Origin of the sequence: Streptomyces sp. NPDC050743 (assembly GCF_044456925.1) — a bacterium.
Taxonomy (GTDB): domain Bacteria; phylum Actinomycetota; class Actinomycetes; order Streptomycetales; family Streptomycetaceae; genus Streptomyces.
Map to the genome: position 1 here is coordinate 56,238 of NZ_JBITGJ010000027.1, position 26,248 is coordinate 82,485.

Below are 26,248 nucleotides of genomic sequence, written 5' to 3' on the forward strand. Positions count from 1 at the left end.
TTTCAGCTGAGCGTCTTCAGCGAGGCCGCGTCGTACGGCTTCAGCTCGTCGAAGCGGTCGGCGAGCACCTTGGCCGCCCACTCCGGGTCCTGGAGCAGCGCGCGGCCGACGGCGACCATGTCGAACTCGTCGGCTTCCAGGCGGTCGAGGAGGTTGTCGATGCCCTTGACCTCGGAGCCCTGCCCCTGGAAGGCGCCCAGGAACTCGCCGTCGAGGCCGACCGAACCGACGGTGATGACCTGCTTGCCGGTCAGCTTCTTCGTCCAGCCGGCCAGGTTCAGGTCCGAACCGTCGAACTCCGGCAGCCAGTAGCGGCGGGTGGAGGCGTGGAAGACGTCGACGCCGGCCGCTGCCAGGGGAGTGAGGATCGCCTCCAGCTCCTCGGGGGTCTCGGCCAGACGGGCGGTGTAGTCCTGCTGCTTCCACTGCGAGTAGCGGAAGATGATCGGGAACTCGGGGGAGACCGCCTCGCGGACCGCCGCCACGATCTCCGCGGAGAACTGGGTGCGGGCCACCGGGTCGCCGCCGTAGGCGTCGGTGCGGCGGTTGGTGCCCTCCCACAGGAACTGGTCGAGGAGGTAACCGTGAGCGCCGTGGAGCTCCACGCCGTCGAAGCCGATGCGCTCGGCGTCCGCGGCGGCCCGGGCGAACGCGGCGATGACGTCGTCGAGGTCCTTCTGGGTCATGGCCTTGCCGGTGGGCTCGGCGTCCGCCGTCACCAGGCCGGACGGGCCCACCGCGGGGGCGTCCGGGTACGGGGCGTCGCCGTCCTTGCGGACCATGCCGATGTGCCACAGCTGCGGGACGATCGTGCCGCCGGCCGCGTGCACGTCCTCGGCGACCTTCGCCCAGCCCGCCAGCCGCTCCTCGCCGTGGAACCGGGGCACGCGCGCGCTGTTGCCGGCCGACTCGTGGCCCACGTACGTGCCCTCGGTGACGATCAGACCGACCCCGGCGGCGGCCCGGCGGGAGTAGTACGAGCGCACGTCCTCGCCGGGGATGCCGTCCGGGGAGAACATGCGCGTCATCGGCGCCATCACGATCCGGTTGGGGACGGTGAGACCGTTGAGGGCGATCGGACGGGACAGGACCTGGGCCGCGCGGGAGGCGGGCGTCGTGGCGGTCACGTGGGGGGCTCCTCTGAGTGACTGGATTAACCGGACGGTATGTGTGCACGCATTGTTGCAGCTCCTTAAGTAATCGCCTATGCACCGCCCCACATTCCGCACCGAAGGAAGCCTTTACGTGACGCCGCTCACACTGTTCCGGTTCAGTCGCCGCACCCGCTCCCGCAGCACCTCGTCCGGCGGCGCCTCCCCCAGCTCCCCCGGCGGACAGTCCCACTCCCGGCCACCGCCGATGGGCCGGAGCTGGACATACCCGCCCACGCGCCCCATGACCTCGCCGATCCGCCCGCTGCGCAGGTCCACGGCGTACACGGGTGCACGGCTCACGCGGCACCGCCCTGCGCGCGAACGGCCGCCGCCAGCCTCGAGGCGACGCCGATGTTGCAGCGGCCCAGGTCGACCAAGGCGTACGGATGCCCGTGGGCGCCGGTCACCGGGTCGATCCGCAGCGACGGCAGGACGATCCCGACGCCGCGCAGGGCTTCGCGCAGCCGCTCCACCGCTTCCTCGGCACTCCGGGCGGGCCGCTCGTCCGCCGCCGTTTCCTTCGTCTCCATTGCGCCAATTCCTCCACGCTGAGTGTTCGCGTTCACCACACAGCGTGGCCGTCAGCGCTCTAACCTGGCCAGAGAGGGCGCCCCAACAACCTCTGCTGTCAGACCAGGAGTTGCCATGGCAGGACCGAAGAACCTCGATCCGTCGTCATCGCCGCGCGCCTTGCTGGGCGCGGAGTTACGGCACGCCCGGGAGCGGAAGGGGCTGAGCCAGGAGCAGTTGGGCCAACGGCTGTTCGTGAGCGGGTCGTTCATCGGGCAGCTGGAGGCGGGGACGCGGCGGATGCAGCCGGAGTTCGCGCGGATGCTGGACGAGGTGCTGGAGACGGAGGATTTCTTCCAGCGGAACTGTGCGGCGGCCGCCAAGTCGAAGTACCCCGAGCATTTTGCGGAGGCGGCGGAGGCCGAGGCTGTCGCCACGTCGATCAGGCAGTACGCACCGCTGCTCATCCCAGGTCTGCTCCAGGAGCCGGCGTACGCACGAGCCGTGTGCCGGGCTTACCAGCCGACGGCACCGGACGCCGAGATCGACAAGCTGGTGACTGCCCGGATCGAGCGTGCCCGCATCCTCGACGATCCAACAGACCCGTTGTTGTGGGCCGTGATTGACGAGGCGGCCCTGCGTCGGGTGACGGGTGGGCGTGCGGTGATGGCGGAAGCTCTCCGTCACATCGCCGACTTGGCCCGCCGGGGGCGTGTCATCGTGCAGGTACTGCCGTTCGGCGCGGGGGCGCACGCGGCGATGGAGGGATCCATCAAGCTGATGGACTTCGAGGACGCTCCTCCACTGGTGTACTTCGAGGGAGTCGGCACTGGACGGCTGGAGGATGACCCGACCTTCGTCCGGCACCAGCGGTTCACATACGAACTCCTCACGGCCTGCGCTCTCTCTCCGGAGAACTCCCTGGCCCTCATCGAGGCGATGGCGCAGGATTACGCGCATGAGGACCATCCCTGAGTACGACCTGGACGCGGCAATCTGGCACAAGTCCAGCTACAGCGGCGGCAGCGGCGGAGACTGCCTGGAAGTCACCCACGCCTTCCCCACCCTCGTCCCCGTCCGCGACTCCAAAACCCCCCGCGGCCCGAAGCTCGTGTTCCGGCCCACGGCCTGGTCCGCTTTCGTCGATCACCTCAAGCGGCCCCACAGCTGAGTACTACGCCGACTGAAAACGCCCGAGGGCGGCACCCCCAGCCGGAAGCTGGAAGTGCCGCCCTCGGAACGGACAGGTGATCCGGGGAGGATCAGAAGTCCATGTCACCGCCCGGCATGCCGCCGCCGGCCGGCGCGGCGGCCTTCTCCGGCTTGTCGGCGATGACGGCCTCGGTGGTCAGGAACAGCGCGGCGATGGAGGCGGCGTTCTGCAGCGCAGAGCGGGTCACCTTCGCCGGGTCGATGATGCCCTCGGCGACCAGGTCGACGTATTCGCCGGTCGCGGCGTTCAGGCCGTGGCCCGGGGTCAGGCCGCGGACCTTCTCCACCACGACGCCGCCCTCGAGGCCGGCGTTGACGGCGATCTGCTTCAGCGGGGCCTCGAGCGCGATGCGGACGGCGTTGGCGCCGGTCGCCTCGTCACCCTCGAGCTCCAGCTTCTCGAAGACCTGGGAGGCCTGCAGCAGGGCCACGCCACCACCGGCGACGATGCCCTCCTCGACGGCCGCCTTGGCGTTGCGGACGGCGTCCTCGATGCGGTGCTTGCGCTCCTTGAGCTCCACCTCGGTGGCGGCACCGGCCTTGATGACCGCGACACCGCCGGCGAGCTTCGCCAGGCGCTCCTGCAGCTTCTCGCGGTCGTAGTCCGAGTCGCTGTTCTCGATCTCGGCGCGGATCTGGTTGACGCGGCCGTTGACCTGCTCGGAGGAGCCGGCACCGTCGACGATGGTGGTCTCGTCCTTGGTGATGACGACCTTGCGGGCGCGGCCCAGGAGGTCCAGGGTCGCGTTCTCCAGCTTGAGGCCGACCTCCTCGGAGATGACCTCGCCGCCCGTGAGGATGGCGATGTCGCCGAGCATGGCCTTGCGGCGGTCACCGAAGCCCGGGGCCTTGACGGCGACGGACTTGAAGGTGCCGCGGATCTTGTTGACGACCAGGGTCGACAGGGCCTCGCCCTCGACGTCCTCGGCGATGATCAGCAGCGGCTTGCCCGACTGCATGACCTTCTCCAGGAGCGGGAGCAGGTCCTTGACGGAGCTGATCTTGGAGTTGGCGATGAGGATGTACGGGTCCTCGAGCGACGCCTCCATGCGCTCCATGTCCGTCGCGAAGTAGGCGGAGATGTAGCCCTTGTCGAAGCGCATGCCCTCGGTGAGCTCCAGCTCCAGACCGAAGGTGTTGCTCTCCTCGACGGTGATGACGCCTTCCTTGCCGACCTTGTCCATGGCCTCGGCGATCAGCTCGCCGATCTGGGTGTCGGCGGCGGAGATGGACGCGGTGGAGGCGATCTGCTCCTTGGTCTCGACGTCCTTCGCCTGCTCCAGCAGGGCGGCGGAGACGGCCTCGACAGCCTTCTCGATACCGCGCTTCAGGGCCATCGGGTTGGCGCCGGCGGCGACGTTGCGCAGGCCTTCCTTGACCAGGGCCTGGGCGAGCACGGTCGCGGTGGTCGTACCGTCACCGGCGACGTCGTCCGTCTTCTTGGCGACTTCCTTGACCAGCTCGGCGCCGATCTTCTCGTACGGGTCCTCGAGCTCGATCTCCTTGGCGATGGAGACACCATCGTTGGTGATCGTGGGGGCGCCCCACTTCTTCTCGAGGACGACGTTGCGGCCCTTGGGGCCGAGCGTCACCTTCACGGCGTCCGCGAGCTGGTTCATGCCGCGCTCGAGGCCGCGCCGCGCCTCCTCGTCGAACGCGATGATCTTGGCCATGTGAAGTGGTCCCTCCAGGACTGGGGGTGATTCCTTCGGACCGCGCCCGCGCCCGCGACGGACGGCTCGCCGGCCTTGTGGTTCCTTGCCCCACCCGGCCTGCGGGCCTCACCGACCCGGTCCTTCACTGTCACTCTCACCTTCAGAGTGCTAACGCCAATGATTAGCACTCGGCATGGTCGAGTGCAAGCGCCTACGGCGTACGGCGCCCCCGTCAGCCGCCCGCGGACACGGGGACCCGGGCATGACGAAGGGCCCGCACCCCGAGCGAGGTGCGAGCCCTTCGAAGACGAACGAAAAACGTCGCTGCCAGTCGACGCGTGCTTCAGCTGGTCGCCAGCCGGACCATGTCCGCCTGCGGGCCCTTCTGGCCCTGCGAGATCTCGAAGTCGACCCGCTGCCCCTCTTCCAGGGTGCGGTAACCGTCCATCTGGATCGCGCTGTAGTGGACGAAAACATCCGCACCACCGTCGACCGCGATGAAGCCGTACCCCTTCTCCGCGTTGAACCACTTGACGGTGCCCTGAGCCATGCCTAACTCCCCTATTACTGGCCCTTGCACAGATCCACACTTCGCGGACCCGGGTCAGACCTCACCCCCCATCGGTCGGGGGCGTGCGCCGGAACGCGTCGACCGCGGCTGAATGTATCTGTCCAACTGCCGTCTGCAACAGGTCAATCGGACGAGAATTCTGGACGGGAACGGTCCGGAATGTGCGGAGAATTCGCCTGACTTCAGGGCAAGTCGGGCTCCAGAAACCCCCACAAAAGCCGCATATAACCCGCACACTTTGGCTACTTCTTGTCGGGCGTGCGGCATGAATACAGGGCCCCCGACCGGTGGTCCGAGGGCGCGTTCCCCAACTCTACCGCGCTCAATCACGCAGAATTGCCTCCTCCGCTTCTCTCACGGAGGAGGCAATTCGATGAACAGTACGTAACTGAAGTTACCCAAGGTAACGATCAGCCGCCGGCGACGGCCGGAATGATGGAGACGCCGACGCCGTCGGGGGTCGCCGTCTCCAGTCCCTGCTCGAAGCGGACGTCGTCGTCGTTGACGTAGACGTTGACGAACCGGCGCAGCTTGCCCTGGTCGTCCAGGACGCGCGCGGCGATGCCGGTGTGGTTCTTCTCCAGGTCGGCGATGACCTCGGCGAGGGTCGCGCCCTCGGCGGCGACCTCGGCCTGACCGCCGGTGTAGGTGCGCAGGATGGTGGGGATGCGGACGGTGACGCTCATGCTTGTGACCTCCGGTGAAGGTGGGCGCCCGGAAGGGGCGCGGGGCACTGCGCGACCAGCCCCCGCGGCCCGCAGACGAACAACGACTCAGACGAGACCGGCGTCTCGGAAGGACTCCAGGGTGGGCCGAATGGTGGCGGTCAGCCCGGTACCGGCCACCGCGTCCAGCGTCTTCAGGCCGTCGCCGGTGTTGAGGACCACCGTGGTCTTCGCCGGGTCCAGGACGCCGTCCTTGAGCAGCTTGCGGGTGACGCCGACGGTCACACCGCCCGCCGTCTCCGCGAAGATGCCCTCGGTGCGGGCCAGCAGCTTGATGGCGTCGACGACTTCCTCGTCCGTCACGTCCTCCACGGCACCGCCGGTACGGCGCGCGATGTCCAGGACGTACGGCCCGTCGGCCGGGTTGCCGATGGCGAGGGACTTGGCGATGGTGTTCGGCTTCTGGGGCCGGACGACGTCGTGCCCCGCCTTGAAGGCGGTGGACACCGGCGAGCAGCCCTCGGCCTGCGCACCGAAGATCTTGTACGGCTTGTCCTCGACCAGACCGAGCTTGATCAGCTCCTGCAGACCCTTGTCGATCTTCGTGAGCTGGGAGCCGGAGGCGATCGGGACCACGATCTGGTCGGGCAGCCGCCAGCCGAGCTGCTCGCAGATCTCGTACGCGAGGGTCTTGGAGCCCTCCGCGTAGTACGGCCGCAGGTTGACGTTGACGAAGCCCCAGCCCTCGCCGGCCGGGTCGCCGATCAGCTCGGAGCAGAAGCGGTTCACGTCGTCGTAGTTGCCCTCGATGCCGACCAGCTCGCCGCCGTAGACCGCGGCCATGACGACCTTGCCCTGCTCCAGGTCGTGCGGGATGAACACGCAGGAGCGGAAGCCGGCGCGGGCCGCGGCGGCGCCGACGGCACCGGCGAGGTTGCCGGTGGAGGAGCAGGACAGGGTGGTGAAGCCGAAGGCGCGGGCGGCCTCCAGGGCCTGGGCGACCACGCGGTCCTTGAAGGAGTGGGTCGGGTTGCCGGAGTCGTCCTTGACGAACAGGCCGCCGGTGACGCCGAGTTCGGCGGCGAGGTTGTCGGCCTTGACGAGCTTGGTCCAGCCCGGGTTCAGGTTCGGCTTGTCGGCCACGTCGGCCGGGACGGGCAGCAGCGGCGCGTACCGCCAGATGTTCGCGGGGCCGGACTCGATGCGGCGGCGCAGCTCTTCGGTGTCGTAGGCGGAGAAGTCGTAGGCGATCTCCAGCGGGCCGAAACACTCCTCGCAGGCGAACACCGGGCCGAGGGGGACGCGGTGACCGCACTCGCGACAGCTCAGGGCCGCGGCGGGACCGAGGTCGACGGTGGAATCGGTGGAGCTTGCAACTGTCTGCACAGCCATGGAGGCGAGGCCCTTTCTCCTCATCTTCCTCACGACGCATCTCGCCGTGAGACGGATTTGGCACCTTCCCTGGCCGGGAGCCTCGCGTGAACGAGTTCGACTCAGGGGGGTTGCCGGGGCTTCATCGGGCCGTGTCCCTCTGCCCCTCTGGATGAGCGGTATGCAGTTGTGAGCGCGCGGTCGACCCCGACATGCGATGGTCACCGACGTTGTTCAAGACTGTAACCGAAGGCCAGGACAGTTGAGATAGTCGTCCGAACCGCGAGACACGTGAGGAGCCGCTGACTGTGCTGGAAGAAGTCGAGCGCTGGCTGGCCACCCGTTCCTGGTCGGTGACCGATCGCCCGCTGCACAAGATCCTGGCGGCCAAGCAGCGCACGGGCCAGTCGGTCTCCGTCGTGCTGCCCGCGCTCAACGAGGAGGAGACGGTCGGCGACATCGTCGCGGTCATCCGGCACGACCTCGTGGAGCGGGTCCCGCTCGTCGACGAGATCGTGGTGGTCGACTCCGGCTCCACCGACCGCACCTCGGAGGTCGCCGCCGCCGCGGGCGCGCGGGTCGTCCACCGGGACGAGATCCTGCCCCGCATCCCCGCCGTCCCCGGAAAGGGCGAGGTGCTGTGGCGCTCGCTGCTGGTGACCGGCGGCGACATCGTCTGCTTCATCGACGCGGACCTGAGGGAGTTCTCCTCCGACTTCGTCTCCGGGATCGTCGGCCCGCTGCTCACCGACCCAGGGGTGGACCTGGTCAAGGGCATGTACGACCGCCCGCTCGCCGGGACCGCCGGCCAGGGCGGCCGGGTCACCGAGCTGATGGCCCGCCCGCTGCTGAACATGCACTGGCCGCAGCTGGCCGGATTCGTGCAGCCGCTGGGCGGCGAGTACGCGGCCCGGCGCTCGCTGCTGGAGCAGCTGCCGTTCCCGGTCGGGTACGGCGTGGAGCTGGGCATGCTGGTGGACGCCCTGCACCTGGTCGGTCTCGACGCGCTGGCCCAGGTGGACGTGGGCGTGCGCAAGCACCGCCACCAGGACGGGCAGGCGCTGGGCCGGATGGCCGCGGCGATCTACCGCACGGCCCAGCTCCGGCTGGCCCGCGGCCATCTGATCCGCCCCACCCTCACCCAGTTCGAGCGCGGCGAGGACGGCTTCGAGCCGCGCACCTACTCGGTGGACACCGAGGAACGGCCGCCGATGGTGGAAATCGCGGAATATGCCGAGCGCAAGGTGGCGTGAACCGGTCGTATACGGCGGCGTGCCGGGCGTGGCCGTACGTTTGAGCGTTTCCGGGCCGGGCTAGGTTGAGGACCATGGCTTCCACGCAGGGTGCTGCCGAGAAGGCTCGGGTGCTGGTCGCGTCCAATCGCGGCCCGGTTTCGTACGCGGTGGACGAGAAGGGCTCGCTGCACGCCAAGCGGGGCGGCGGCGGGCTGGTGTCGGGGCTGTCGGCCATCGGGTCGGGCGCGGACTCGCTGTGGGTGTGCTCGGCGCTCGGCGACGGGGACCGTGCGGCCGTACGGCGCGCGGGCGACGGGCTGCTGCCGGACGAGGACACCGGCGGGCAGCGGGTGCGGATGCTCGACATCGACGCGAGCGTGCACTCCGACGCCTACAACGGCATCGCCAACTCGGTACTGTGGTTCGTCCACCACATGCTGTACCAGACCCCGCTGGAGCCGGTCTTCGACGCGGAGTTCCGGCGGCAGTGGGCGTCGTACGAGGCCTACAACCGGGCGTTCGCCGAGGCGCTGGCCGAGGCGGCGGCCGAGGGGGCGACGGTCCTGGTGCAGGACTACCACCTGTGCCTGGTGCCCGGGATGCTCCGCGGGCTCCGCCCCGACCTGCGGATCGGCCATTTCTCGCACACCCCGTGGGCGCCCCCCGACTACTTCGAGCTGCTCCCGGGGGACATCCGCGAGCGGCTGATGGCGGGCATGCTCGGGGCGGACCGGGTGGCGTTCCTGACCCGGCGGTGGGCGACGGCCTTCCAGAGGTGCGCGGAGGGGCTGGACGCCGAGCGCTACCTGGTGGCCTGGCCCTCGGGCTCCGCCCGGCACGTCGAGCACCTGCGCGAGGGACGTCGTCGTACGTACATCGGCGTGCACTCCCTCGGCGCCGACGCCGACTTCCTGCGGGCCCGCGCGCACCAGCCGGACGTGGAGGAGCGGATGGCGGCGCTGCGGGAGGAGATCGGCGAGGGCCGCAGGACCGTCGTCCGCGTCGACCGCACGGAGCTGTCCAAGAACATCGTGCGCGGACTGCTGGCGTACCGGCAGCTGCTGGAGGAGCACCCCGAGTGGCGGGAGCGGGTGGTGCATCTCGCGTTCGCGTATCCGTCGCGGCAGGACCTCGGCGTGTACCGGGACTACACGGCCGCGGTGCAGCGGGTGGCCGAGGAGATCAACTCGGCCTACGGCACGCCCGGTTGGACGCCGGTCGTGCTACACGTCAAGGACGACTTCGCCCGCTCCCTGGCCGCGTACCGGCTCGCCGACGTGGCGCTGGTCAACCCCATCCGGGACGGCATGAACCTGGTCGCCAAGGAGGTGCCGGTCGTCTCCGACGAGGGGTGTGCGCTGGTGCTGTCGCGTGAGGCCGGGGCGTACGAGGAGCTGGGCGCCAACGCGTTCGTGGTGAACCCCTACGACGTGCTGGAGACCGCGCGGGCCCTGCACGAGGCGCTGTCCCTGCCGCCGGAGGAGCGGGCGGACCGCACCAAGAGGCTGGCGGCGGCGGCCACCGCGCTTCCCCCGGCCCAGTGGTTCCTGGATCAGCTGCGAGCGCTGGAGGAGCTTCAGTCCAGCTGAGCGGCGAGGGTCCGCAGTAGGTCTACGACACCGGCCGGGCCGTCGACCACCATGTCCGCGCGTTCCGCCAGCTCGGTGACCTCCGTGCTGCCGCTGCAGACCAGGAGGCCGGGCACGCCCTCGGCGCGGAGGTCGTCGACGGCGGCGAAGGCCGGGAGGTCGCCTAGGTCGTCGCCGGCGTAGAGGACGGACTCGGCGCCGGTCCTGCGGACGTGGTCGGTGAGGGCCACGCCCTTGTCCATGCCCGGTGGGCGCAGCTCCAGGACCAGGCGGCCGGGTTCGACGATCAGGCCGTGGCGGGCGGCGAGGTCGGTGAGGGGGCCGCGCAGGGCCTCGAACGCGGCCTGCGGGTCGTCGGCGCGGCGGGTGTGCACCGCCACCGCCCGGCCCTTCTCCTCGATCCAGGTGCCGCGCCGGGCGCCGGCGCGCTCCAGCACGCCCGGCAGTTCGGCGCGGGCCGCCGCGACGCCGGGGTGCGGGGGCGGGGCGGTGACGGTGGCGGTGACGGCGTCCCAGCGTTCGGCGCCGTAGTGGCCGAGGACGGTGAGGTGCTCCAGGCCGGGCACGCCGGCGAAGCCGCCGTAGCGGACCGCGACGGCGGCGGGGCGGCCGGTGATCACGGCGACGGACGCCACCTTGGGGGCCAGGGCGGCGAGTGCGGGTACGGCCTCGGGGTGGGCGCGGGCCTGCTCGGGGTCGGCGACGATGGGGGCCAGTGTGCCGTCGAAGTCCAGACCGACACTCGCCGCGGACGGCTTCGCCAGGAGCGCGGCGAGTCCGTCCCGGCCGGGCTGGGTCCGCGGGATCGGCAGAGGGTCCATACAGCGACACTATCCAGGCTCGGCCGGACTCACTCCTGGGACTCCGCTTGCCCACCCACCCGGCTCGGCCGGCTGGACGGGCACCCTGCCAGGCGCGCCCGCCCCGGCCGGCACCGGCGCCGGGCCCCCGCACAGCCGGTTCAGCGCTCCGTCCGTCGGGAGTCCCGTACCCGGCGCAGGCGGTTGACCGTCACCGGGTCCGCCGCCAGCGCCCGCTCGTCGTCCAGCAGTGCGTTCAGGAGCTGGTAGTAGCGGACCGGGGACAGGCCCAGTTCCTCGCGTATCGCTCGTTCCTTGGCGCCGGGGCCGGGGAAGCCGCGGCGCTCCAGGGCGAGGATGGCTCGTTCGCGGGGGGCGAGTTCCATGCGGCCACCGTAGCGGTGCAGTCCGACAGGGCGCTCAGTTCGTCGCGCCGCTGTCCGCCGCCGTCGCCGTCGTCTGGAGGCGGGTCAGGACGCCGGCGGGGTCGCCGCCGGGGGCGACGGCCTGGCCGATGTTCTGCTTCACGGCCGCGCTGACCGACGCCCAGGAGGTCTTGCCGACGGGGTACAGCTCGGAGGTGGCCAGCTGGTCGAGGAAGGGGTGCAGGGCCTTGTCGGAGGCGGAGTCCGACGCGCTCATCGCGTTGGACGCGGAGCCGGTGACCGGAAGGAGGCCGTACTCGCGGGAGAAGGCCAGGACGTTCTTCTCCGTGTAGACGAAGTTGAGGAAGTCGCCTATCTGGTCGCGGTGCCCGTTCTGCTTGAAGGCCATCATCCAGTCGGCGACGCCCATGGACGCCCTGGCCGTGCCGGTGCGCCCCGGCATCGGGACCATGCCGAACTTCACGCCCTTCTTCTCGGCCTGCTGGATCAGCGTCGGGTGCCCGTTGAGCATGCCGACCTGGCCGTCGGCGAAGGCGGCGAAGGCGGTCGCGCGGTTGAGCTTGCCGGGCGCGACCGGCCCGGTCAGGCCCTTGCCGACCAGCTCGTCCTTGAGCCAGGTGAAGGTCTGGACGTTCGGCGCGGAGTCGATGGTGTAGGTGCCGATGTCGTCGGTGTAGCCGTTGCCGCCGTTGGTGGGGCTGCTGCCGCTGAGCAGCCACTGCATGGTCTCGGCCTGGGCCTCCTCGGGGCCGAGCGGCAGCGCGTAGGGGTACTTCACGCCCTTGTCCTTGAGCGCCTTGGCGTCGGCGGCCAGCTCGTCCCAGGTGGTGGGCGGGGTGATGCCGGCCTCGGCGAACAGGGTCTTGTTGTAGAAGAGCACGCGCGTGGAGGCGGCGAAGGGGATGCCGTACTGCGTGTGGTTCCACTGCCCGGCCTCGGTGAGCTGGGAGAGGAAGTCGGCCTGGGTCCGGATGGAGAGCAGGTCGGAGGCCGGGTAGAGCTTGCCCGCGGCCGCGTAGTCGGCGTAGGCGCCGATCTGGGCCAGGTCGGGGGCGTGGCCGGCGGCGACCATGTCCTTGACCTTGGCGTCGACGTCGTTCCAGGAGTACACGCTGACGTCGATCTTCACACCGGGGTGCTTGGACTCGTACTCCTTGGCCAGGTGGTCCCAGTACTTGCGGGAGCTGTTCGCGGCGGAGTCGCCGTAGTCGGCGGCGACGAGTCTCAACGTGACGTCGGAGGAGCCCGTGTTCCCGCAGCCGCCGAGGACCGCCGTCATGCCCAGTGCGGACACCACCGCGATCGTTCCTGCCGTACGCCGACGCACCCTCAAAGCCCCAACCCTGCTGTCTGACCGTTCAATATATGGACACATAAGGTCTACACCACGTGAGTGGACTAGACCTCTCACGGGTGGGAGGGCCACACTAGGGCCCGTGGTGAGACATGTCATCGCCCTGGACGTGGGCGGTACCGGGATGAAGGCCGCCCTCGTCGGCGACGACGGCGAGCTGCTCCACCGTGCCCGCCGCGCCACCGGCCGCGAGCGCGGTCCGGACGCGGTGGTCAGGACGATCCTCGACTTCGCCGCCGAGCTGCACGCGTACGGCGTGGAGCGCTACGGCGAGGCCGCCGCCGCTGCCGGCCTCGCGGTCCCCGGCATCGTCGACGAGCAGCGGGGCATCGCCTCCTACGCGGCCAACCTCGGCTGGCGGGACGTACCGCTGCGGGCGCTGCTCACGCAGCGGCTCGGCATCCCCGTCGCCCTCGGCCACGACGTGCGCACCGGCGGTCTCGCCGAGGGCCGGATCGGCGCGGGCAAGGGCGCCGACCGGTTCCTGTTCGTGCCGCTCGGCACCGGGATCGCGGGCGCCATCGGCATCGACGGCCGGGTGGAGGCGGGCGCGCACGGCTTCGCGGGCGAGATCGGCCACGTCGTCGTACGGCCCGGTGGGATCGCGTGTCCCTGCGGGCAGCGCGGCTGCCTGGAGCGGTACGCCTCCGCGTCCGCCGTCAGCGAGGCCTGGGCGGCGGCCGGCGGGGACCCGGACGCGGACGCCGCCGACTGCGCCAAGGCCGTCGTGTCCGGCGACCCGAACGCCGTCCGGGTCTGGCAGGAGGCGGTCGACGCGCTCGCCGACGGCCTGGTCACCGCGCTCACCCTGCTGGACCCGCGCACCCTGATCATCGGTGGCGGTCTCGCCGAGGCGGGGGAAGTGTTGTTCCAGCCCCTGCGGGACGCCGTCCGGCGCCGGGTCACCTTCCAGAAGCTGCCGGGCATCGTCCCGGCCGCGCTCGGGGACACGGCCGGCTGCCTGGGCGCGGGCCTGTTGGCCCGCGACCTCCTCGACGCCGACGGACCCGTCCGCACCGACCCCGGCCCCGACTCCACCGACCCCGACTCCACCGACCCCTCGGAGGTAACTGCCTGATGGCTCCCAGCTTGGTTCTCGCAGGTGCTCGGGTGGTGCTGCCCAGCGGGGTCCTGGACGACGGGCGCGTGGTCGTCGAGGGTACGAAGATCGCCGCTGCCGCTCCCGGGAACGCCGAGGTGATCGACGTGACCGGCCACTGGCTGGTGCCGGGGTTCGTGGACATCCACAACCACGGCGGCGGCGGCGCGTCCTTCTCCGGTACGGCCGAGCAGATCCTCACCGCGGTCCGCACGCACCGGCTGCACGGCACCACCACCCTGGTGGCCTCCACCGTCACCGACGAGATGGACCTGCTGGTCCGCCAGGCCGGGCTGCTGAGCGAGCTGGCCGAGCAGGGGGAGATCGCCGGTATCCACTTCGAGGGGCCGTTCATCTCGCCGTGCCGCAAGGGCGCGCACTCCGAGGAACTGCTGCGCGACCCGGACCCGGCCGAGGTGCGCAAGCTGATCGACGCGGCGCGCGGCAAGGCCAAGATGGTCACGCTCGCGGCGGAGCTGCCGGGCGGCACCGACTCCGTGCGGCTGCTCGCCGAGCACGGCGTCATCGCGGCGATCGGGCACACGGACGCCACGTACGAGCAGACGGTCGAGGCCATCGACGCGGGCGCCACGGTCGCCACCCACCTGTTCAACGCGATGCCGGCCCTGAACCACCGGGCGCCGGGCCCCATCGCCGCCCTGCTGGAGGACGAGCGGGTCACGGTCGAGCTGATCAACGACGGCACGCACCTGCACCCGGCCGCGCTGGAGCTGGCCTTCCACCGCGCGGGGGCGGACCGGGTCGCGTTCATCACGGACGCGATGGACGCGGCCGGCATCGGCGACGGCCGTTACATGCTGGGCCCGCTGGAGGTCGAGGTCAGCGAGGGCGTGGCCCGGCTGGTGGAGGGCGGCTCGATCGCGGGCTCCACGCTCACTCTGGACCGGGCGTTCAAGCGGGCGGTGACCATCGACCGGTTGCCGGTCGAGGACGCCGTACAGGCCCTGTCGGTCAACCCGGCCCGTCTCCTCGGACTTTCCGACCGCATCGGCTCGCTGGAGCCGGGCAAGGACGCCGACCTGGTGGTTCTGGACGCGGACTTCGACGTCAAGGGCGTGATGCGGCAGGGCGAGTGGGTGGTGATCCCGCCCCAACTGGCCTGATCTGCCCCTCTTTTCCGTGGACGGCGACCGACTCGTGACTGGGCCGGCCGCCGTCTGTTTGGCATGATCGTGCCCCCGGACACCGATGACAGGCGCATGGACTTCGAGGGAGGTCGGCCCGGGTGATCCTCACGGTCACGCTGAACACCGCTCTCGACCTCACCTATCGCGTGCGGTCGCTACGGCCGCACGCCTCGCACCGGGTCTCGGAGGTCGTGGAACGGCCCGGCGGCAAGGGCGTGAACGTGGCCCGGGTGCTGGCCGCGCTCGGTCACGAGGTGACGGTCACGGGGTTCGCGGGCGGCGGCACCGGGCGCCTGATACGCGAGCAGCTGGCCGGCCTCCCCGGCCTGACGGACGCCCTCGTCCCCGTCTCCGGGGCGACCCGGCGCACGATCGCGATCGTCGACGAAGTCTCCGGCGACACGACCCAGTTGAACGAGCCCGGCCCGCACATCGCCCCGGCCGAGTGGGGCACGTTCCTGGACCGCTACGAGGAACTGTTGCCGTCCGCCTCGGCAGTGGCCCTGTGCGGCAGCCTGCCGCCGGGTGTACCGGTGGGCGCGTACGCGAACCTGATCCGTGCCGCGCGCACGGCCGGGGTCCCCGTCCTGTTGGACACCAGCGGCGAAGCCCTGCGCCGAGGCGTCGCTGCCCGCCCCGACCTCATCAAACCGAACGCCGACGAACTGGCCGAACTCACCGGCTCCCACGAGCCGTTGCGTGCCACCCAGGACGCCCGCAGAAGGGGCGCACACGCAGTCGTGGCATCCCTGGGCCCCGAGGGCCTGCTGGCCGCCACCCCCGAGGGCCGCTGGCGCGCCACCCCGCCCACCCGCGTCCACGGCAACCCGACGGGCGCGGGCGACTCGGCGGTGGTCGGCCTGTTGAGCGGACTCGTCGAACAACTTCCGTGGCCGGACCGCCTGGCCCGTGCGGTCGCGCTGTCTGCGGCGACCGTACGGGCGGCTGCGGCGGGCGAGTTCGACTGCGCGGCTTACGAGAAGCTCCTGGCGCGAGTGTCGGTCACGGCGGTGTGAAGGCTGTGCATCCCTTGCCGGATATGCCCACCTGGCAGTTTGGCCGAGAACCGATGCCCCCTCGTGACAGCCGAATATCGTCTGATCATCTGTTCGCTGCATCGACCGAAGCGAACAATTCAGAATCGGGGACCTGTGAGCGTACTCAAGAAAAGCCTGACAACGATCGCCGTGGCCGGCGCATTGCTGGGCGGCACCTTTGCCACACCGGCCGCGGCGGCCGATCCCAACACCTGCCCGAAGGGCAAGTTCTGCGGATGGTCAGGGACGAACAGGACCGGGACCAGGACGGTCTACTCCGAAACGCCCGGCTGTATCCCTCTCGACCACATCGCCCGGTCCGTCTCGAACCAGACTTCTTACACTCTGGTCTTCTGGAAGGCCACCCTCGGCTGTGCCACCGGCACCAAGCTGGTCACTCTGAAGCCGGGCACCTACTCGGACAACCCCGGCAGCGCCAACTCGGTTGAGATCTACGGCTGAGGTACGCCAAAAGCGCTTAACCTGAGGTTCACAATGCTCGACAGCCGCCGGATCAACGCCTCCGGCGGCTGTCACGCTTGAGGGATCACATCGGCCTCTACTTGGTGATGTAGAGCTGGTCCAGGACGGCGTTGCACTGGTTGCCATCGTTGCAGGCGATCTGGATCGTGTTGGTGCCCTTGTTGAGGTTCACGTTGGCCCAGGTGGTCTGCCAACCGTTCTCCCAGTCGCCCTGCGGGAGGTTGCCGAAGTTCTTCATGTTCAGGGGCCGCTGGTCTGCTTTGCCGTTGACCACCAGTGTTGCGGTGGCGTCCACGCCCGGGATGCCGTAGCGCACGTACAGCCGGTAAGAGCCGGCCTCCTCGACGCCGTTGACCGTCCACGTGACCGTCGCCCCCACGTGATTGAAACCTGTCACGTAGGCGCCTCCCTTGGCCTTCGCCCCCTTGAACTCCGACGCCGTCGTCACACCGGGCCCGAGCTGCAGGGCGCTCGCGTCGGTCTTGGGAAGCTCACCGCTCGCCGCCGAGCCGCTGCTCGACGGGCTCGGGGACTGGCTCTGGGACTGGGTCGGGGTGCTGCCCGCCTGGTTGTCGGTCTTGTCGTCCGAGTTGTCGTTGAGCATCGACACGCCGATGCCGATGACGACCGCGGCGACCACCGCGATCGCGCCGATCAGCAGGCCCTTGGTGTTCGGGCCGCGGCGGCCGGGAGCCGGCGGTACCGGCTGACGGGTGGTCGGGGCACCGCCGGGGAGGGTCTCGGGGGCCTGGTAGTAGGCGTTCGGCTGGCCGTAGCCGGCCTGCTGCTGGGGCACGGCCTGGCCGTAGCCGGCCTGCTGCTGGCCGTACTGGCGTTCGCCGACCGCCCGCACCCTGCTGACCGAGTTCGGGTAGCCGTAACCGCCGGACGGCGGCTGGGCCCCTCTGGCCTGACCGTCGGCGTAAAGATAGCCGAACGGGTCGTCGTCCTCGGGCGTGCTCGGGCCGTTTTCGCCGGGCGTCATCCCTTGGTCTCCTCAGCGGTGCGGGCGGATGCGATACAGGTCTGGAAAGGCGAGCCTACCCGCTCCGACTGAGCCAAACGGGTGACTCGCACCGCATCAACTCGCTGACCTGGGGATCATCCGGCGCGCCGGTGCTGTTTGGGACGAGATCGTTTCTCTACGTACATCCGCTCGTCAGCGGACTTCAACACTTCGTCCGCCGTCATGCCGCAGTGCGCCCACCCGATGCCGAAGCTCGCGCCCACCCGGACGGCGCGGCCCTCGGCCCGGATCGGCTGGATGATCTCGTTGCGCAGCCGTACGGCGAGGTCCTGGGCGTCGGCCCGGCCGAGGCCGTCGGCGAGGATCACGAACTCGTCGCCGCCGAGGCGCGCGACCGTGTCGCCGTCCCGGACCCCGCGGGACAGGCGCCGCGCCACCTCGATCAGGACCGCGTCGCCCGCGTTGTGCCCGAACCGGTCGTTGATCGACTTGAAGCCGTCGAGGTCGCAGAAGAGCACCGCGAGCCCCTTGGCGCCGTCGTCGCGGTCGTCCTCGGGGGCGACGGTGTGGACGTGGTGGTCGAAGGTGTCGTATGCCTCGGTGCCCGGCCGGAAGTCGAAGCCGTGGCTCGTGGGGACATCGAAGGCGGGGTGGCCGTAGGCCGCGTCCAGCGACTCCAGATCGCCTGCGTGGGCCGGGCGCCGGCACAGCCGGGCGGCCAGGCGGGAGCGCAGCTCGGCGGAGTTCGGCAGGCCGGTGAGGGAGTCGTGGGAGGCGCGGTGGGCGAGCTGCAGCTCGCGGCGCTTGCGCTCCTCTATGTCCTCGACGTGGGTGAGGAGGAAGCGGGGGCCGTCGGCGGCGTCGGCGACGACGCTGTTGCGCAGGCTCACCCAGACGTACGTGCCGTCGCGGCGGCCGAGGCGCAGCTCCGCGCGCCCGCCCTCCGCCGAGGTCCGCAGCAGCGTGCCGATGTCCTCGGGGTGGACGAGGTCGGAGAAGGAGTAGCGGCGCATCGCGGAGGCCGGGCGGCCCAGCAGGCGGCACAGGGCGTCGTTGGTGCGCAGGATGCGGCCGTGCTGGTCGCCGCCCATCTCGGCGATGGCCATGCCGGAGGGGGCGTACTCGAAGGCCTGCCTGAAGCTTTCCTCACTCGCCCGCAGGGCCTGCTGCTCGCGCTCCAGGCGGACCAGGGCGCGCTGCATGTTGGCGCGCAGCCGGGCGTTGCTGATCGCGATGGCGGCCTGGAAGGCGTACATCTGCAGGGCCTCGCGGCCCCAGGCGCCGGGGTGGCGGCCGTTGCGCGGCCGGTCGACGGAGATGACGCCGAGCAGCTCGCCGCAGGAGCCGCCCGAGACGCCCGGCGTGTACATGGGGGCGAAGAGGCGGTCGGAGGGGTGCCACTCGTCCTCGAAGCGGGGTGCCGGGCCGTCCGTGAACCACTGGGGGACGTCGTCGTCGTCCAGCACCCAGCCCTCGGTGTGCGGTATGAAGACCAGGTCTCCCCAGCGCTCGCCCATGCTCAGCCGCCGGTCCCAGGACTCGCGGGAGCCGACCCGGCCGGTGATCAGGGCCTCGGCGGCGGAGTTCCCGGCGAACGCGGCGACGACGAGATCGCCGTCCTGGCGCACGAGGTTCACGCACGCCATCTCGTAGCCGAGGGCTTGTACGGCGCCGTCGGCGACCGTCTGCAGTGTGTCCGCCAGGCTGCGTGCCGTGTTCATGTCGGCCATGACCTGGTGCAGCTGTCGCAGGGACGCAAGACGGACATACGGCTCCGACTCGGTCTCCATGCTCGCCCTCCCCCCGAGACCTCGCGGCGAATCAAGGGTTGTCTTCGGCGCTTCTTAGGGTGCCTCTTACGGTGCGTTTCAGTTTCCCCGCCACTGAATCACAGCGCGCTGCCCACTCGGTACACAGGGTCAACAATTCCTGGCCCTTGTGACTCAAGTCACAGGCGAACGTGAGCAATTGAGTGGAGTTTCCGCGTTTTCCACGTGCGTTTACTGAACGCAAGCTTTTGGGTCTGTTCACATCATGCACACAACGGTCCTCCGTTGGTCCTAGGACCCGGCTAGGGCGGAGGCCCGATGCGGCCCGTGCGGGGCGGAGACTAGCGTTTCGGGCGTGCTGAAGACTCCCTCCCCCACCGCCCCCGTCGCTTCCGGGCATGCTGAGGGGGTGAGCAACGACGAGTTCCGGGCCGCGATGTCCCGGCTGGCCGCCGGAGTGGTCCTGGTGACCGCGCAGGAGCCGCCGCTGGACCCGGACGACCCGGACGCGCCGGGCATGGAGGACGTCGGCATGACCGCCACCGCGTTCATGTCCGTCTCCCTCGACCCGCCGCTGGTCCTGGTGAGCCTGCGCACGGGCTCCCGCATGGACGACCTGCTCGACGAACAGCCCCTGTGGGCGGTGTCGGTCCTCGCCGAGAGCCAGCGGCACGTCGCGGGCCGCTTCGCCATGCGGGGCCGCATCAGCGACCGGCTGCTCTTCGAGGACATCGCGTACGTCCGCGGCGAGGCCACCGGCGCCCCCCTGGTGGGCGGCGCGCTGGCCACGCTGGAGTGCCGCACCGAGCAGCGGGTGACGGCCGGCGACCACACCCTCGTCATCGGCCGCGTCCTGACCGCGAGCGTCCCGAGCGCGGAGGGCGGGCCCCTGCTGTACTTCCGGGGCCGGTACCGGCAGTTGGGGTGACCCCGATATTGCCTGGCCCGGCGGCGGCCGCCACGCCTACCGTGCCCGGATGCCCACCCTGCACCTGCACGACATCACCCCCCGCAACTTCGAGGCCGCCATCGGCATCCGCATCCGCCCCGACCAGGAGCACGCGGTCGAGCCCGTGGTGAAGTCCCTCGCCGAGGCGTACGTCCACCCCGCCGGTGTCGCCTGGCCCCGCCTGATCGTGGACGGCGACCGCCCGGTCGGCTTCCTGATGGCCTTCTTCGACATCGACTGGCACGGAGACGGCAGCGTGCGCCGCTCCGGGCTGTGGCGGCTGAACATCGCGGCGGAGGAACAGGGCCGGGGCTACGGCCGCTTCGCCGTCGACTCGGTCGCCGCCGAGATCCGCCGCCGCGGCGGCAAGGAGCTGTACGTCACCTGGCACCCCGGCCCGGACGGACCCGAGGACTTCTACCTCCGCCTGGGCTTCCGCGGGAACGGGGAGACGAGCGGGGCACAGACGGTGGGGGTGCTGGACCTCCGGTGACGCCCGGCGGCTCGGCTACACCGGCTCGATGGTCAGCTCGGCCAAGTCCTCCGGGTTCGTCAGGATGTCGATGGCCGTGATGCGGTCGGCGGCGAAGGCGAACGTCAGGACGCGCTCGACACGGCCGCCGGCGTACACGACCAGCCCTGTCGCCCCGTCGACCAGCGCGGGACGCGCCACGCGGGCCAGATGGGCGAAGCTCTTCGCACCGGAGGCGACGCCCACCGCACCGGCGGCCACACCCGCCTCGCTGCGCGCCACCACGTCCGGGTCGAGCACCGCCAGCAGGCCGTCGAAGTCCCCCTCCCGCGCGGCCGCCAGGAAGGCGTCGACCACCTCCCGCTGCCGTACCAGGTCGGCCTCCGGCGCCTCCGCGCCCCGCACCCGGCGCCGGGCCCGGCTGGCCAGTTGCCGCGCGGCGGCCGGGCTGCGCCCGAGGATCCCGCCGACCTCCTCGAACGGCACCCCGAACAGGTCGTGCAGCACGAACGCGAGCCGCTCGGCCGGCGAGAGCGTGTCGAGGACGACCAGGAGCGCCATCCCGACCGAGTCCGCGAGCACGGCGTCCTGGGCCGGGTCCGGCTCGGCGGAGGCTCCGGGACGCCAGGTGTCCAGGGGCTCCTCGCCGCGCGAGCGGCGGGAGCGGAGCATGTCGAGGCAGACCCGGCCGACGACGGTCGTCAGCCAGCCCCCGAGGTTGTCCACCTCACGTGTGTCGGTCCGGCTCAGCCGGAACCAGGCCTCCTGCACCGCGTCCTCGGCCTCCGCGGCCGAGCCCAGCATCCGGTAGGCGACGGCCCGCAGATGCCCCCGGTACGCCTCGAACCGCTCGGCGAGAAAGTGGTCGTCGCGGTACTGCCGCTCGTTGTCGCTCATCGGGTTGCCCGGCCTCTCCGTCGCCTGGTGGTCCGCTCCCTCACTGACCCACTGACCCACTGACGAACGGCAGGCCCCGGATGTGACGCCTCAGGGCCGCACGGCGGGCCGTACGGGTGACGGGCGTCGCCCCGCGCCCGAAGGGCTCACGCCCAGTCGCGGCCCGAGCGGCCCCGCTTCGTCTCCGAGCGCTGCTTCTTCTGCCGCAGCCGGCGTTCGTTGATGCCGCGCGGGATCCGGGTCGGCCTGCGCGGCTTGGGCGGGGGCGCGCAGGCCTCCGCGAGGAGGGCGGCGAGGCGTACGGCGGCGGTCTCGCGGTTGCGCCACTGGGAGCGGTGCTCGGAGGCCCGTACGGTCACCACGCCGTCGACGAGCCGGCCCGCGAGCCGCTCGAGCGCCCGCTCCTTCCAGACCGCGGGCAGCGCCTCGGTACGGGCGAGGTCGAAGCGCAGCTCCACCTGCGAGTCACTGGTGTTGACGTGCTGTCCGCCGGGCCCGGACGACCTGGAGAAACGCCACATCAGCTCGGCCTCGGGAAGGGAGACGGAGCCACGGATGACGTAAGGACCGGACATGCCCTCCATGTTCCCGGCACCGCCCGGTCCGCGTCACCTGGATTTCCGGGCCCGGATCTCCCCGCTCGGTAAAAAAGGTAAAGGGCTCCGGAACCACCAGGACCCCCTCGACGTTCTTCCCGGTGACGGTAGCTTCAAGGGCACTGCACCACACATATCCAAGGGAAGGGACTCCCAACATGGCTGTAAGCCTGTCCAAGGGTGGCAACGTCTCGCTCACCAAGGAGGCTCCGGGCCTGACCGCCGTCACCGTGGGCCTCGGCTGGGACGTCCGCACCACCACCGGCACGGACTTCGACCTGGACGCCTCCGCCATCGCGGTCAACGGCCAGGGCAAGGTCTACTCGGACGCGCACTTCGTCTTCTTCAACAACAAGCAGACCCCGGACAACACGATCGTCCACACCGGCGACAACCGCACGGGCGAGGGCGCCGGCGACGACGAGGCGATCAACGTCAACCTGGCCGCGCTCCCGGCCGACATCGACAAGGTCGTCTTCCCGGTCTCCATCTACGACGCCGAGAACCGCGGCCAGAACTTCGGCCAGGTCCGCAACGCCTACATCCGCATCGTCAACCAGGCCGGCGGCGCCGAGATCGCCCGCTACGACCTCTCCGAGGACGCCGCCACCGAGACGGCCATGGTCTTCGGCGAGCTGTACCGCAACGGCGCGGAGTGGAAGTTCCGCGCGGTGGGCCAGGGTTACGCCTCGGGCCTGGTCGGCATCGCCCAGGACTTCGGTGTGAACGTCTGACGGACGCCGGGCGGCGGGCGGCGGGCGGCGGGCGGCGGCCTTCGGTCGCCGGGCCTCCGGTCGTGGTGAGCGGCGGCCTCCGGCCGCGGTGGACCAGCGGCCGGAGGCCGCCCGGCCGTCCCGGTGGCGAAAAACCGGGGTGGGCAGGGAGTCTTCGGGGATAGCTTGCCGCTGTGATCCTCGAACCTCTGTCCCCCGGCCGGGACTTGCCGCCGCCGCTGCTGGCCGAGCTCACCGCGCTCTACGCCTCCAACCGCGAGTTCCACCGGCTCAGCGGCGACTTCCCCGACCCGGACGACGTACGTCCCGAGCAGGTCGCGGCCGCGCTGGCCGAGGACCTGGCCGTGCCGGGCGCCGAGGTGCTGCTCGCCCGCACGGAGGAGGGGCGGCTCGTCGCGCTCGCGGGCACGCTCGCCCACCACCCCGACCCCGCCGATCCGGATCCGTGGATCGGGCTGCTGATGGTGGACGCGGCCGAGCACGGGAAGGGTCACGGCCGGGCCGTCGCGAGCCTCGTCGAGGACCGTTTCCGCGCACAGGGCCGCCGCAGCGCGGTACGGCTCGCCGTCCTCGCCAACAACCCCAAGGCCCTGGCCTTCTGGACCGCCCTCGGCTACGAGGTGATCGGCCACCGCCCCGACCGTGCCCTCGGCCGCCCCTGCGCGGTGCTGCGCAAGGTGCTCGGCGGGCAGTCCCGCACCCCGAGGAAGGCGGCCCGGATCGCCGTCGTCGACCCGGACGGCGCGGTGCTCCTCTTCCGGTACGACAACATCGAGGTCGGCGTCCACTGGGCGCTGCCCGGCGGTGGCCTGGAGCCCGGCGAGTCCCCGCGCGAGGGCGCCCTCAGGGAACTGGCCGAGGAGACCGGCTGGACCGGCCTGGAGCCGGGTCCGCTGCTGTGCACCTGGGAACACGACTTCACTCACACCAGCACACCGGTCCGCCAGCACGAGCACGTCTACGTCACCCGCGGCCCGCGCCGGGACCCGGCCGGCCCCGGCCTCGCCGCCGCGCACGCCGCCGACGGCATCCTCGCCTGGCGCTGGTGGACACGGCGGGAACTGGCCGGGGCACCCGAGCCGGTGTGGCCGCCGGGACTCGCGGGACTGCTGGACGCGTGGGAGGACTGAGCGGGCGGTGGAGTGGACGACACTGGCCGGCACCGGACTCGGCGCCGTCGTCGGGGTCGGCTCGACCCTGCTCGCCGACCGGGTGCGGTGGCGGCGCGAGACCGGTGAACGGGACCGGCGCGAACGCCGGGAGCTGTATGTCACCTGCCTGACCCGGTACCGGCTGGCCTACGAGGCCATGCACACGGCCGCCACCGCCCACCGGGACGGGCCCGCCGACCGGCGGGACGCGGCCGTGCGGGAGGCGTTCCGCGACTCGGCCTGCGACGAGGTCCGGGAGAACCTGCTGATCTGCGCACCGGAGCAGATGGCGGACGTCGTCGAGGATGTGTACGCCTCCCTGCGGGAGCTGCTGGAGGTGTTCGCCGCGGGTGATCCGGCGCTGGACACACCGGAGTTCCAGGAGCACCGGCTCAGGCACGCGCAGGCCGTGTGGGCGGCCCGGGCGGCGATGCGAGCGGCACTGGAGCGGGGAGCCCGGTAGCCGCGCCCGTCACGGATGGGCCGGCTTGCCGTCGCCGTACAGCCAGTCCTTCCAGATCTCGGTGAAGTCCTTGTGCGGGGCCTTCTTCTCCACGTACGCGGTGAAGTCGGCGGTGCTCGCGCTGCCGTGGCGGTGGGCGGCGGCCCAGCCCTGGATGATGTCGTAGAACGTGTCGTCGCCGACCTTCTGCCGGATCTTCTGCAGGACCATCGCGCCACGCTCGTAGACGGGGCTGTCGGAGATGTGGGCGGCGCTCGACGGTTTCGCGGGCGGGAAGGCCCAGATGGCCTCGTCGTCGCCGCGGTACAGGTCCATGAAGTGCTTCTGCACGCTGTCGCCGCCGTGGTCCTCCTGCCACAGCCACTCCGCGTAGGTGGCGAAGCCCTCGTTCAGCCACATGTCCTGCCAGGACTTCGGGGTGACCGAGTCGCCGTACCACTGGTGGGCGAGCTCGTGCACGAGGGTGCCGGTGTCCGGGGCGCCGGGGAAGACGGGCCGGTTCTGGGTCTCCAGGGCGTAGCCGGCGTCGTCGGGGCGGTCGACGATCGCCCCGGTGGAGGAGAAGGGGTACGGCCCGAAGTTGGTCTCCTCCCACTCGATGATCTCGGGGAGCCGTGCCAGCACCTTCTCGCTTGCCTTCGCCTGCGTGGGGTCGACGGCGGTGAGGATCGGCAGTCCGTGCGGGCCGGTGCCGCGGGTGAGGTCGAAGTGGCCGACGGCGACGGTGGCGAGGTAGCTCGCCATGGGCTGGGGGGTGTGCCAGTGGAAGGTCGTACGGCCGCCCTTGGTGTACTGGTCCGCCAACTCGCCGTTGGAGACGGCCTGCAGGCCCTTGGGGACGGTGACGGTGAGGTCGTAGGCGGCCTTGTCGGAGGGGTGGTTGGCACCGGGGAACCAGGCCATGGAGCCGACGGGTTCGCCGAGGGCCAGGGCGCCGTCGGCGGTGGGCAGCCAGCCCTCCTTCGAGCCGTCGGGGTCGGTGAGGGTCTGCGGGGTGCCCGCGTAGCGGACGGTGGTGCGGAAGGTCTCGCCGCTGCTCAGGTCGTCGTGCGGGCGGACGGTGAGCTCCTGGCCGGCCCGGTTGAAGCGGGCCTTCTTGCCCTCGACGGTGACCGAGTCGACGTGCAGCCCGGCGAGGTCGAGGTCGAAGGCGGACAGGCCCTGGGTGGCGCGGGCGGTGATGACCGCGGTGCCGGTGAGACGGCGGGTGGCGGGGGTGTAGTCGAGGGTGAGGTCGTAGTGCTCGACGTCGTAGCCGCCGTTGCCGGCCTTCGGGAAGTAGGGGTCGCGTACGCCGGAGCCACCCGGGGTGCCGTGCACACCGGCGTCGCACGCGGTGCCGGTCAGGGCGAGGGCGAGCAGGGCCGCGGTGGCCGGCACAAGGCGTACGGATCTGGACATGCCAGTGATCTTAAGTGCCGGGGTTCGCGTGATCCGAGTGTCCGGGGCCGCTGCCGAAGCGTGACACCATCTCTGACGTGCTCGACATCGGCTACGCCCTCTCCAACCGGTTCCCGGACCCCCCGCAGACCGACTACCGCCGCGCGGACGTGCGCGCGCTGCGGCACGACCTGTTCTGCGGTGACGTGTATCTCGCGGACACGAAGACGGACCGGGAGCTGTCCACAGCCTGGGGATGGGTGCCGGTGCTGGACTTCGCGTGGGCGCTGTGCGACATCGCCGAGCGGCTGGACCGGGACCCGATGGGCTCCCGCGCCGCCCGGCCGCAGCGGGCGGAGCTGGACTTCACCGAGTCCACCGACCGGATGCTGTTCGAGCGCCGCTTCGGCTGGGTGGACATCACCGCCGACTGGGTGCCGGCCGAGGAGTCCCCGCTGTCCTTCTCCCACGCCGAACTGCGCCGCGAGGCCCGCGACTTCCTGCACGACCTGATCGCCGACCTGACCGACCTGCATGAGGACCTGTCGGAGAACCCGGCCATCTGGACGCTCCAGGCCCGGTTTCCCCGCATGCCGTAGGG

General features: G+C 71.0%; 29 protein-coding genes and 1 riboswitch. Of the genes, 14 read left to right on the top strand and 15 right to left on the bottom strand.

Annotation, left to right across the window (positions count from 1 at the left end; all coding sequences use genetic code 11):
* Positions 1-2: 2 nt before the first annotated feature.
* From ACIBJF_RS24980 to ACIBJF_RS24990, 3 genes are all read right to left on the bottom strand, one after another.
* Entirely contained in the window at positions 3-1,127 is a 1,125-nt protein-coding gene (locus ACIBJF_RS24980) for an NADH:flavin oxidoreductase (RefSeq protein ID WP_399176812.1), read from the bottom strand.
* Between the two features lie 114 nt (positions 1,128-1,241).
* Positions 1,242-1,454 (bottom strand): hypothetical protein, encoded by a 213-nt coding sequence (locus tag ACIBJF_RS24985; protein ID WP_399176814.1) that lies wholly within the window; start codon positions 1,452-1,454, stop codon positions 1,242-1,244.
* Positions 1,451-1,684 (bottom strand): hypothetical protein, encoded by a 234-nt coding sequence (locus tag ACIBJF_RS24990; RefSeq protein WP_399176816.1) that lies wholly within the window; start codon positions 1,682-1,684, stop codon positions 1,451-1,453. Before ACIBJF_RS24990 ends, ACIBJF_RS24985 begins: the two co-directional genes overlap by 4 nt.
* A gap of 115 nt (positions 1,685-1,799) precedes the next feature.
* Here ACIBJF_RS24990 and ACIBJF_RS24995 point away from each other — a divergent pair, with 115 nt between their 5' ends.
* Together ACIBJF_RS24995 and ACIBJF_RS25000 are read left to right on the top strand one after the other, a co-directional pair.
* Entirely contained in the window at positions 1,800-2,639 is an 840-nt protein-coding gene (locus tag ACIBJF_RS24995) for a Scr1 family TA system antitoxin-like transcriptional regulator (protein WP_399176818.1), read from the top strand.
* Positions 2,623-2,835: a DUF397 domain-containing protein gene (locus tag ACIBJF_RS25000; RefSeq protein WP_365327218.1), complete on the top strand. Its 213-nt coding sequence runs from the start codon at positions 2,623-2,625 to the stop codon at positions 2,833-2,835. The genes ACIBJF_RS24995 and ACIBJF_RS25000 overlap by 17 nt, the downstream gene beginning before the upstream one ends.
* 91 nt (positions 2,836-2,926) lie before the next feature.
* Here ACIBJF_RS25000 and groL read toward each other — a convergent pair whose 3' ends face one another.
* The 4 genes from groL to thrC all read right to left on the bottom strand — a co-directional run bounded on the left by groL (position 2,927) and on the right by thrC (position 7,159).
* Positions 2,927-4,549, bottom strand: a complete 1,623-nt coding sequence (gene groL / locus ACIBJF_RS25005) for a chaperonin GroEL (RefSeq protein WP_399176821.1) — start codon at positions 4,547-4,549, stop codon at positions 2,927-2,929.
* 325 nt (positions 4,550-4,874) lie between these two features.
* Positions 4,875-5,081 (bottom strand): cold-shock protein, encoded by a 207-nt coding sequence (locus tag ACIBJF_RS25010; protein ID WP_019057200.1) that lies wholly within the window; start codon positions 5,079-5,081, stop codon positions 4,875-4,877.
* A gap of 431 nt (positions 5,082-5,512) precedes the next feature.
* On the bottom strand, positions 5,513-5,788 hold the full coding sequence (locus ACIBJF_RS25015) for a MoaD/ThiS family protein (protein WP_399176823.1): 276 nt from the start codon (positions 5,786-5,788) through the stop codon (positions 5,513-5,515).
* A gap of 87 nt (positions 5,789-5,875) precedes the next feature.
* Complete coding sequence (gene thrC, locus ACIBJF_RS25020) at positions 5,876-7,159, bottom strand: threonine synthase (RefSeq protein WP_399176825.1); 1,284 nt, start codon at positions 7,157-7,159, stop codon at positions 5,876-5,878.
* 17 nt (positions 7,160-7,176) lie between these two features.
* Positions 7,177-7,317: riboswitch (SAM riboswitch) on the bottom strand.
* Positions 7,318-7,446: 129 nt separating this feature from the next.
* Between thrC and ACIBJF_RS25025 the strand changes: the two genes are divergently transcribed.
* Positions 7,447-8,391, top strand: a complete 945-nt coding sequence (locus ACIBJF_RS25025; RefSeq protein ID WP_399176827.1) for a glucosyl-3-phosphoglycerate synthase — start codon at positions 7,447-7,449, stop codon at positions 8,389-8,391.
* A gap of 74 nt (positions 8,392-8,465) precedes the next feature.
* Positions 8,466-9,962 (top strand): trehalose-6-phosphate synthase, encoded by a 1,497-nt coding sequence (locus ACIBJF_RS25030; protein ID WP_399176829.1) that lies wholly within the window; start codon positions 8,466-8,468, stop codon positions 9,960-9,962.
* On the opposite strand, the gene otsB is transcribed toward ACIBJF_RS25030, so the two are convergent.
* From otsB to ACIBJF_RS25045, 3 genes are all read right to left on the bottom strand, one after another.
* Complete coding sequence (gene otsB / locus ACIBJF_RS25035) at positions 9,950-10,783, bottom strand: trehalose-phosphatase (protein WP_399176830.1); 834 nt, start codon at positions 10,781-10,783, stop codon at positions 9,950-9,952. The two genes, ACIBJF_RS25030 and otsB, sit on opposite strands and share 13 nt — an antisense overlap.
* A 140-nt stretch (positions 10,784-10,923) precedes the next feature.
* Complete coding sequence (locus tag ACIBJF_RS25040; RefSeq protein ID WP_399176833.1) at positions 10,924-11,148, bottom strand: DUF3263 domain-containing protein; 225 nt, start codon at positions 11,146-11,148, stop codon at positions 10,924-10,926.
* 34 nt (positions 11,149-11,182) lie between these two features.
* Positions 11,183-12,445, bottom strand: a complete 1,263-nt coding sequence (locus ACIBJF_RS25045) for an extracellular solute-binding protein (RefSeq protein WP_399176835.1) — start codon at positions 12,443-12,445, stop codon at positions 11,183-11,185.
* Between the two features lie 142 nt (positions 12,446-12,587).
* Here ACIBJF_RS25045 and ACIBJF_RS25050 point away from each other — a divergent pair, with 142 nt between their 5' ends.
* The 4 genes from ACIBJF_RS25050 to ACIBJF_RS25065 all read left to right on the top strand — a co-directional run bounded on the left by ACIBJF_RS25050 (position 12,588) and on the right by ACIBJF_RS25065 (position 16,248).
* Positions 12,588-13,580: an ROK family protein gene (locus tag ACIBJF_RS25050; protein ID WP_399176887.1), complete on the top strand. Its 993-nt coding sequence runs from the start codon at positions 12,588-12,590 to the stop codon at positions 13,578-13,580.
* Positions 13,580-14,725, top strand: coding sequence for an N-acetylglucosamine-6-phosphate deacetylase (gene nagA, locus ACIBJF_RS25055; protein WP_399176836.1), 1,146 nt, complete (start codon positions 13,580-13,582; stop codon positions 14,723-14,725). Before ACIBJF_RS25050 ends, nagA begins: the two co-directional genes overlap by 1 nt.
* Positions 14,726-14,847: 122 nt before the next feature.
* Positions 14,848-15,765: a 1-phosphofructokinase family hexose kinase gene (locus ACIBJF_RS25060; protein WP_399176838.1), complete on the top strand. Its 918-nt coding sequence runs from the start codon at positions 14,848-14,850 to the stop codon at positions 15,763-15,765.
* A 135-nt stretch (positions 15,766-15,900) separates the two neighbouring features.
* Complete coding sequence (locus ACIBJF_RS25065) at positions 15,901-16,248, top strand: peptidase inhibitor family I36 protein (RefSeq protein WP_365327203.1); 348 nt, start codon at positions 15,901-15,903, stop codon at positions 16,246-16,248.
* 97 nt (positions 16,249-16,345) lie between these two features.
* Here ACIBJF_RS25065 and ACIBJF_RS25070 read toward each other — a convergent pair whose 3' ends face one another.
* Both ACIBJF_RS25070 and cdgB read right to left on the bottom strand, forming a co-directional pair.
* Positions 16,346-17,254, bottom strand: a complete 909-nt coding sequence (locus ACIBJF_RS25070) for a CBM35 domain-containing protein (RefSeq protein ID WP_399176840.1) — start codon at positions 17,252-17,254, stop codon at positions 16,346-16,348.
* 116 nt (positions 17,255-17,370) lie between these two features.
* Complete coding sequence (gene cdgB, locus ACIBJF_RS25075) at positions 17,371-19,026, bottom strand: diguanylate cyclase CdgB (RefSeq protein WP_399176843.1); 1,656 nt, start codon at positions 19,024-19,026, stop codon at positions 17,371-17,373.
* 334 nt (positions 19,027-19,360) lie between these two features.
* On the opposite strand from cdgB, the gene ACIBJF_RS25080 reads away from it, so the two are divergent.
* The gene (locus ACIBJF_RS25080; RefSeq protein ID WP_399176844.1) at positions 19,361-19,933 is read left to right on the top strand and encodes a flavin reductase family protein; all 573 of its coding nucleotides are present in this window, start codon (positions 19,361-19,363) and stop codon (positions 19,931-19,933) included.
* Positions 19,934-19,982: 49 nt separating this feature from the next.
* Complete coding sequence (locus ACIBJF_RS25085) at positions 19,983-20,447, top strand: GNAT family N-acetyltransferase (RefSeq protein ID WP_399176846.1); 465 nt, start codon at positions 19,983-19,985, stop codon at positions 20,445-20,447.
* A gap of 15 nt (positions 20,448-20,462) precedes the next feature.
* Here ACIBJF_RS25085 and ACIBJF_RS25090 read toward each other — a convergent pair whose 3' ends face one another.
* On the bottom strand, positions 20,463-21,323 hold the full coding sequence (locus ACIBJF_RS25090; protein WP_399176847.1) for a sigma-70 family RNA polymerase sigma factor: 861 nt from the start codon (positions 21,321-21,323) through the stop codon (positions 20,463-20,465).
* 146 nt (positions 21,324-21,469) lie between these two features.
* Positions 21,470-21,907 carry an alternative ribosome rescue aminoacyl-tRNA hydrolase ArfB gene (gene arfB / locus ACIBJF_RS25095; protein WP_365327193.1) on the bottom strand — a complete coding sequence of 146 codons (438 nt, stop codon included), beginning with the start codon at positions 21,905-21,907 and terminating at the stop codon, positions 21,470-21,472.
* Positions 21,908-22,077: 170 nt separating this feature from the next.
* On the opposite strand from arfB, the gene ACIBJF_RS25100 reads away from it, so the two are divergent.
* From ACIBJF_RS25100 to ACIBJF_RS25110, 3 genes are all read left to right on the top strand, one after another.
* Positions 22,078-22,653 (top strand): TerD family protein, encoded by a 576-nt coding sequence (locus ACIBJF_RS25100; protein ID WP_153543370.1) that lies wholly within the window; start codon positions 22,078-22,080, stop codon positions 22,651-22,653.
* A 173-nt stretch (positions 22,654-22,826) separates the two neighbouring features.
* A complete protein-coding gene (locus ACIBJF_RS25105; RefSeq protein ID WP_399176850.1) occupies positions 22,827-23,783 on the top strand; it encodes a GNAT family N-acetyltransferase in 957 nt (318 codons plus the stop codon).
* 7 nt (positions 23,784-23,790) lie between these two features.
* Positions 23,791-24,267 (top strand): hypothetical protein, encoded by a 477-nt coding sequence (locus ACIBJF_RS25110; RefSeq protein WP_399176852.1) that lies wholly within the window; start codon positions 23,791-23,793, stop codon positions 24,265-24,267.
* 9 nt (positions 24,268-24,276) lie between these two features.
* Here the strand turns inward: ACIBJF_RS25110 and ACIBJF_RS25115 are convergent, their stop codons facing one another.
* Positions 24,277-25,668, bottom strand: coding sequence for a M1 family metallopeptidase (locus tag ACIBJF_RS25115; protein WP_399176853.1), 1,392 nt, complete (start codon positions 25,666-25,668; stop codon positions 24,277-24,279).
* Between the two features lie 77 nt (positions 25,669-25,745).
* Between ACIBJF_RS25115 and ACIBJF_RS25120 the strand changes: the two genes are divergently transcribed.
* Entirely contained in the window at positions 25,746-26,246 is a 501-nt protein-coding gene (locus ACIBJF_RS25120) for a hypothetical protein (protein ID WP_399176855.1), read from the top strand.
* The last annotated feature ends 2 nt before the right edge of the window (positions 26,247-26,248 follow it).

What these genes read in the sequence shown, in the direction of transcription:
- ACIBJF_RS24990 (WP_399176816.1), bottom strand. Translation starts at nt 1,684, where the DNA reads ATGGAGACGAAGGAAACGGCGGCGGACGAGCGGCCCGCCCGGAGTGCC.
- ACIBJF_RS24995 (WP_399176818.1), top strand. Translation starts at nt 1,800, where the DNA reads ATGGCAGGACCGAAGAACCTCGATCCGTCGTCATCGCCGCGCGCCTTG.
- ACIBJF_RS25000 (WP_365327218.1), top strand. Translation starts at nt 2,623, where the DNA reads ATGAGGACCATCCCTGAGTACGACCTGGACGCGGCAATCTGGCACAAG.
- groL (WP_399176821.1), bottom strand. Translation starts at nt 4,549, where the DNA reads ATGGCCAAGATCATCGCGTTCGACGAGGAGGCGCGGCGCGGCCTCGAG.
- ACIBJF_RS25010 (WP_019057200.1), bottom strand. Translation starts at nt 5,081, where the DNA reads ATGGCTCAGGGCACCGTCAAGTGGTTCAACGCGGAGAAGGGGTACGGC.
- ACIBJF_RS25015 (WP_399176823.1), bottom strand. Translation starts at nt 5,788, where the DNA reads ATGAGCGTCACCGTCCGCATCCCCACCATCCTGCGCACCTACACCGGC.
- thrC (WP_399176825.1), bottom strand. Translation starts at nt 7,159, where the DNA reads ATGGCTGTGCAGACAGTTGCAAGCTCCACCGATTCCACCGTCGACCTC.
- ACIBJF_RS25030 (WP_399176829.1), top strand. Translation starts at nt 8,466, where the DNA reads ATGGCTTCCACGCAGGGTGCTGCCGAGAAGGCTCGGGTGCTGGTCGCG.
- otsB (WP_399176830.1), bottom strand. Translation starts at nt 10,783, where the DNA reads ATGGACCCTCTGCCGATCCCGCGGACCCAGCCCGGCCGGGACGGACTC.
- ACIBJF_RS25040 (WP_399176833.1), bottom strand. Translation starts at nt 11,148, where the DNA reads ATGGAACTCGCCCCCCGCGAACGAGCCATCCTCGCCCTGGAGCGCCGC.
- nagA (WP_399176836.1), top strand. Translation starts at nt 13,580, where the DNA reads ATGGCTCCCAGCTTGGTTCTCGCAGGTGCTCGGGTGGTGCTGCCCAGC.
- ACIBJF_RS25070 (WP_399176840.1), bottom strand. Translation starts at nt 17,254, where the DNA reads ATGACGCCCGGCGAAAACGGCCCGAGCACGCCCGAGGACGACGACCCG.
- cdgB (WP_399176843.1), bottom strand. Translation starts at nt 19,026, where the DNA reads ATGGAGACCGAGTCGGAGCCGTATGTCCGTCTTGCGTCCCTGCGACAG.
- ACIBJF_RS25085 (WP_399176846.1), top strand. Translation starts at nt 19,983, where the DNA reads ATGCCCACCCTGCACCTGCACGACATCACCCCCCGCAACTTCGAGGCC.
- ACIBJF_RS25090 (WP_399176847.1), bottom strand. Translation starts at nt 21,323, where the DNA reads ATGAGCGACAACGAGCGGCAGTACCGCGACGACCACTTTCTCGCCGAG.
- arfB (WP_365327193.1), bottom strand. Translation starts at nt 21,907, where the DNA reads ATGGAGGGCATGTCCGGTCCTTACGTCATCCGTGGCTCCGTCTCCCTT.
- ACIBJF_RS25100 (WP_153543370.1), top strand. Translation starts at nt 22,078, where the DNA reads ATGGCTGTAAGCCTGTCCAAGGGTGGCAACGTCTCGCTCACCAAGGAG.
- ACIBJF_RS25115 (WP_399176853.1), bottom strand. Translation starts at nt 25,668, where the DNA reads ATGTCCAGATCCGTACGCCTTGTGCCGGCCACCGCGGCCCTGCTCGCC.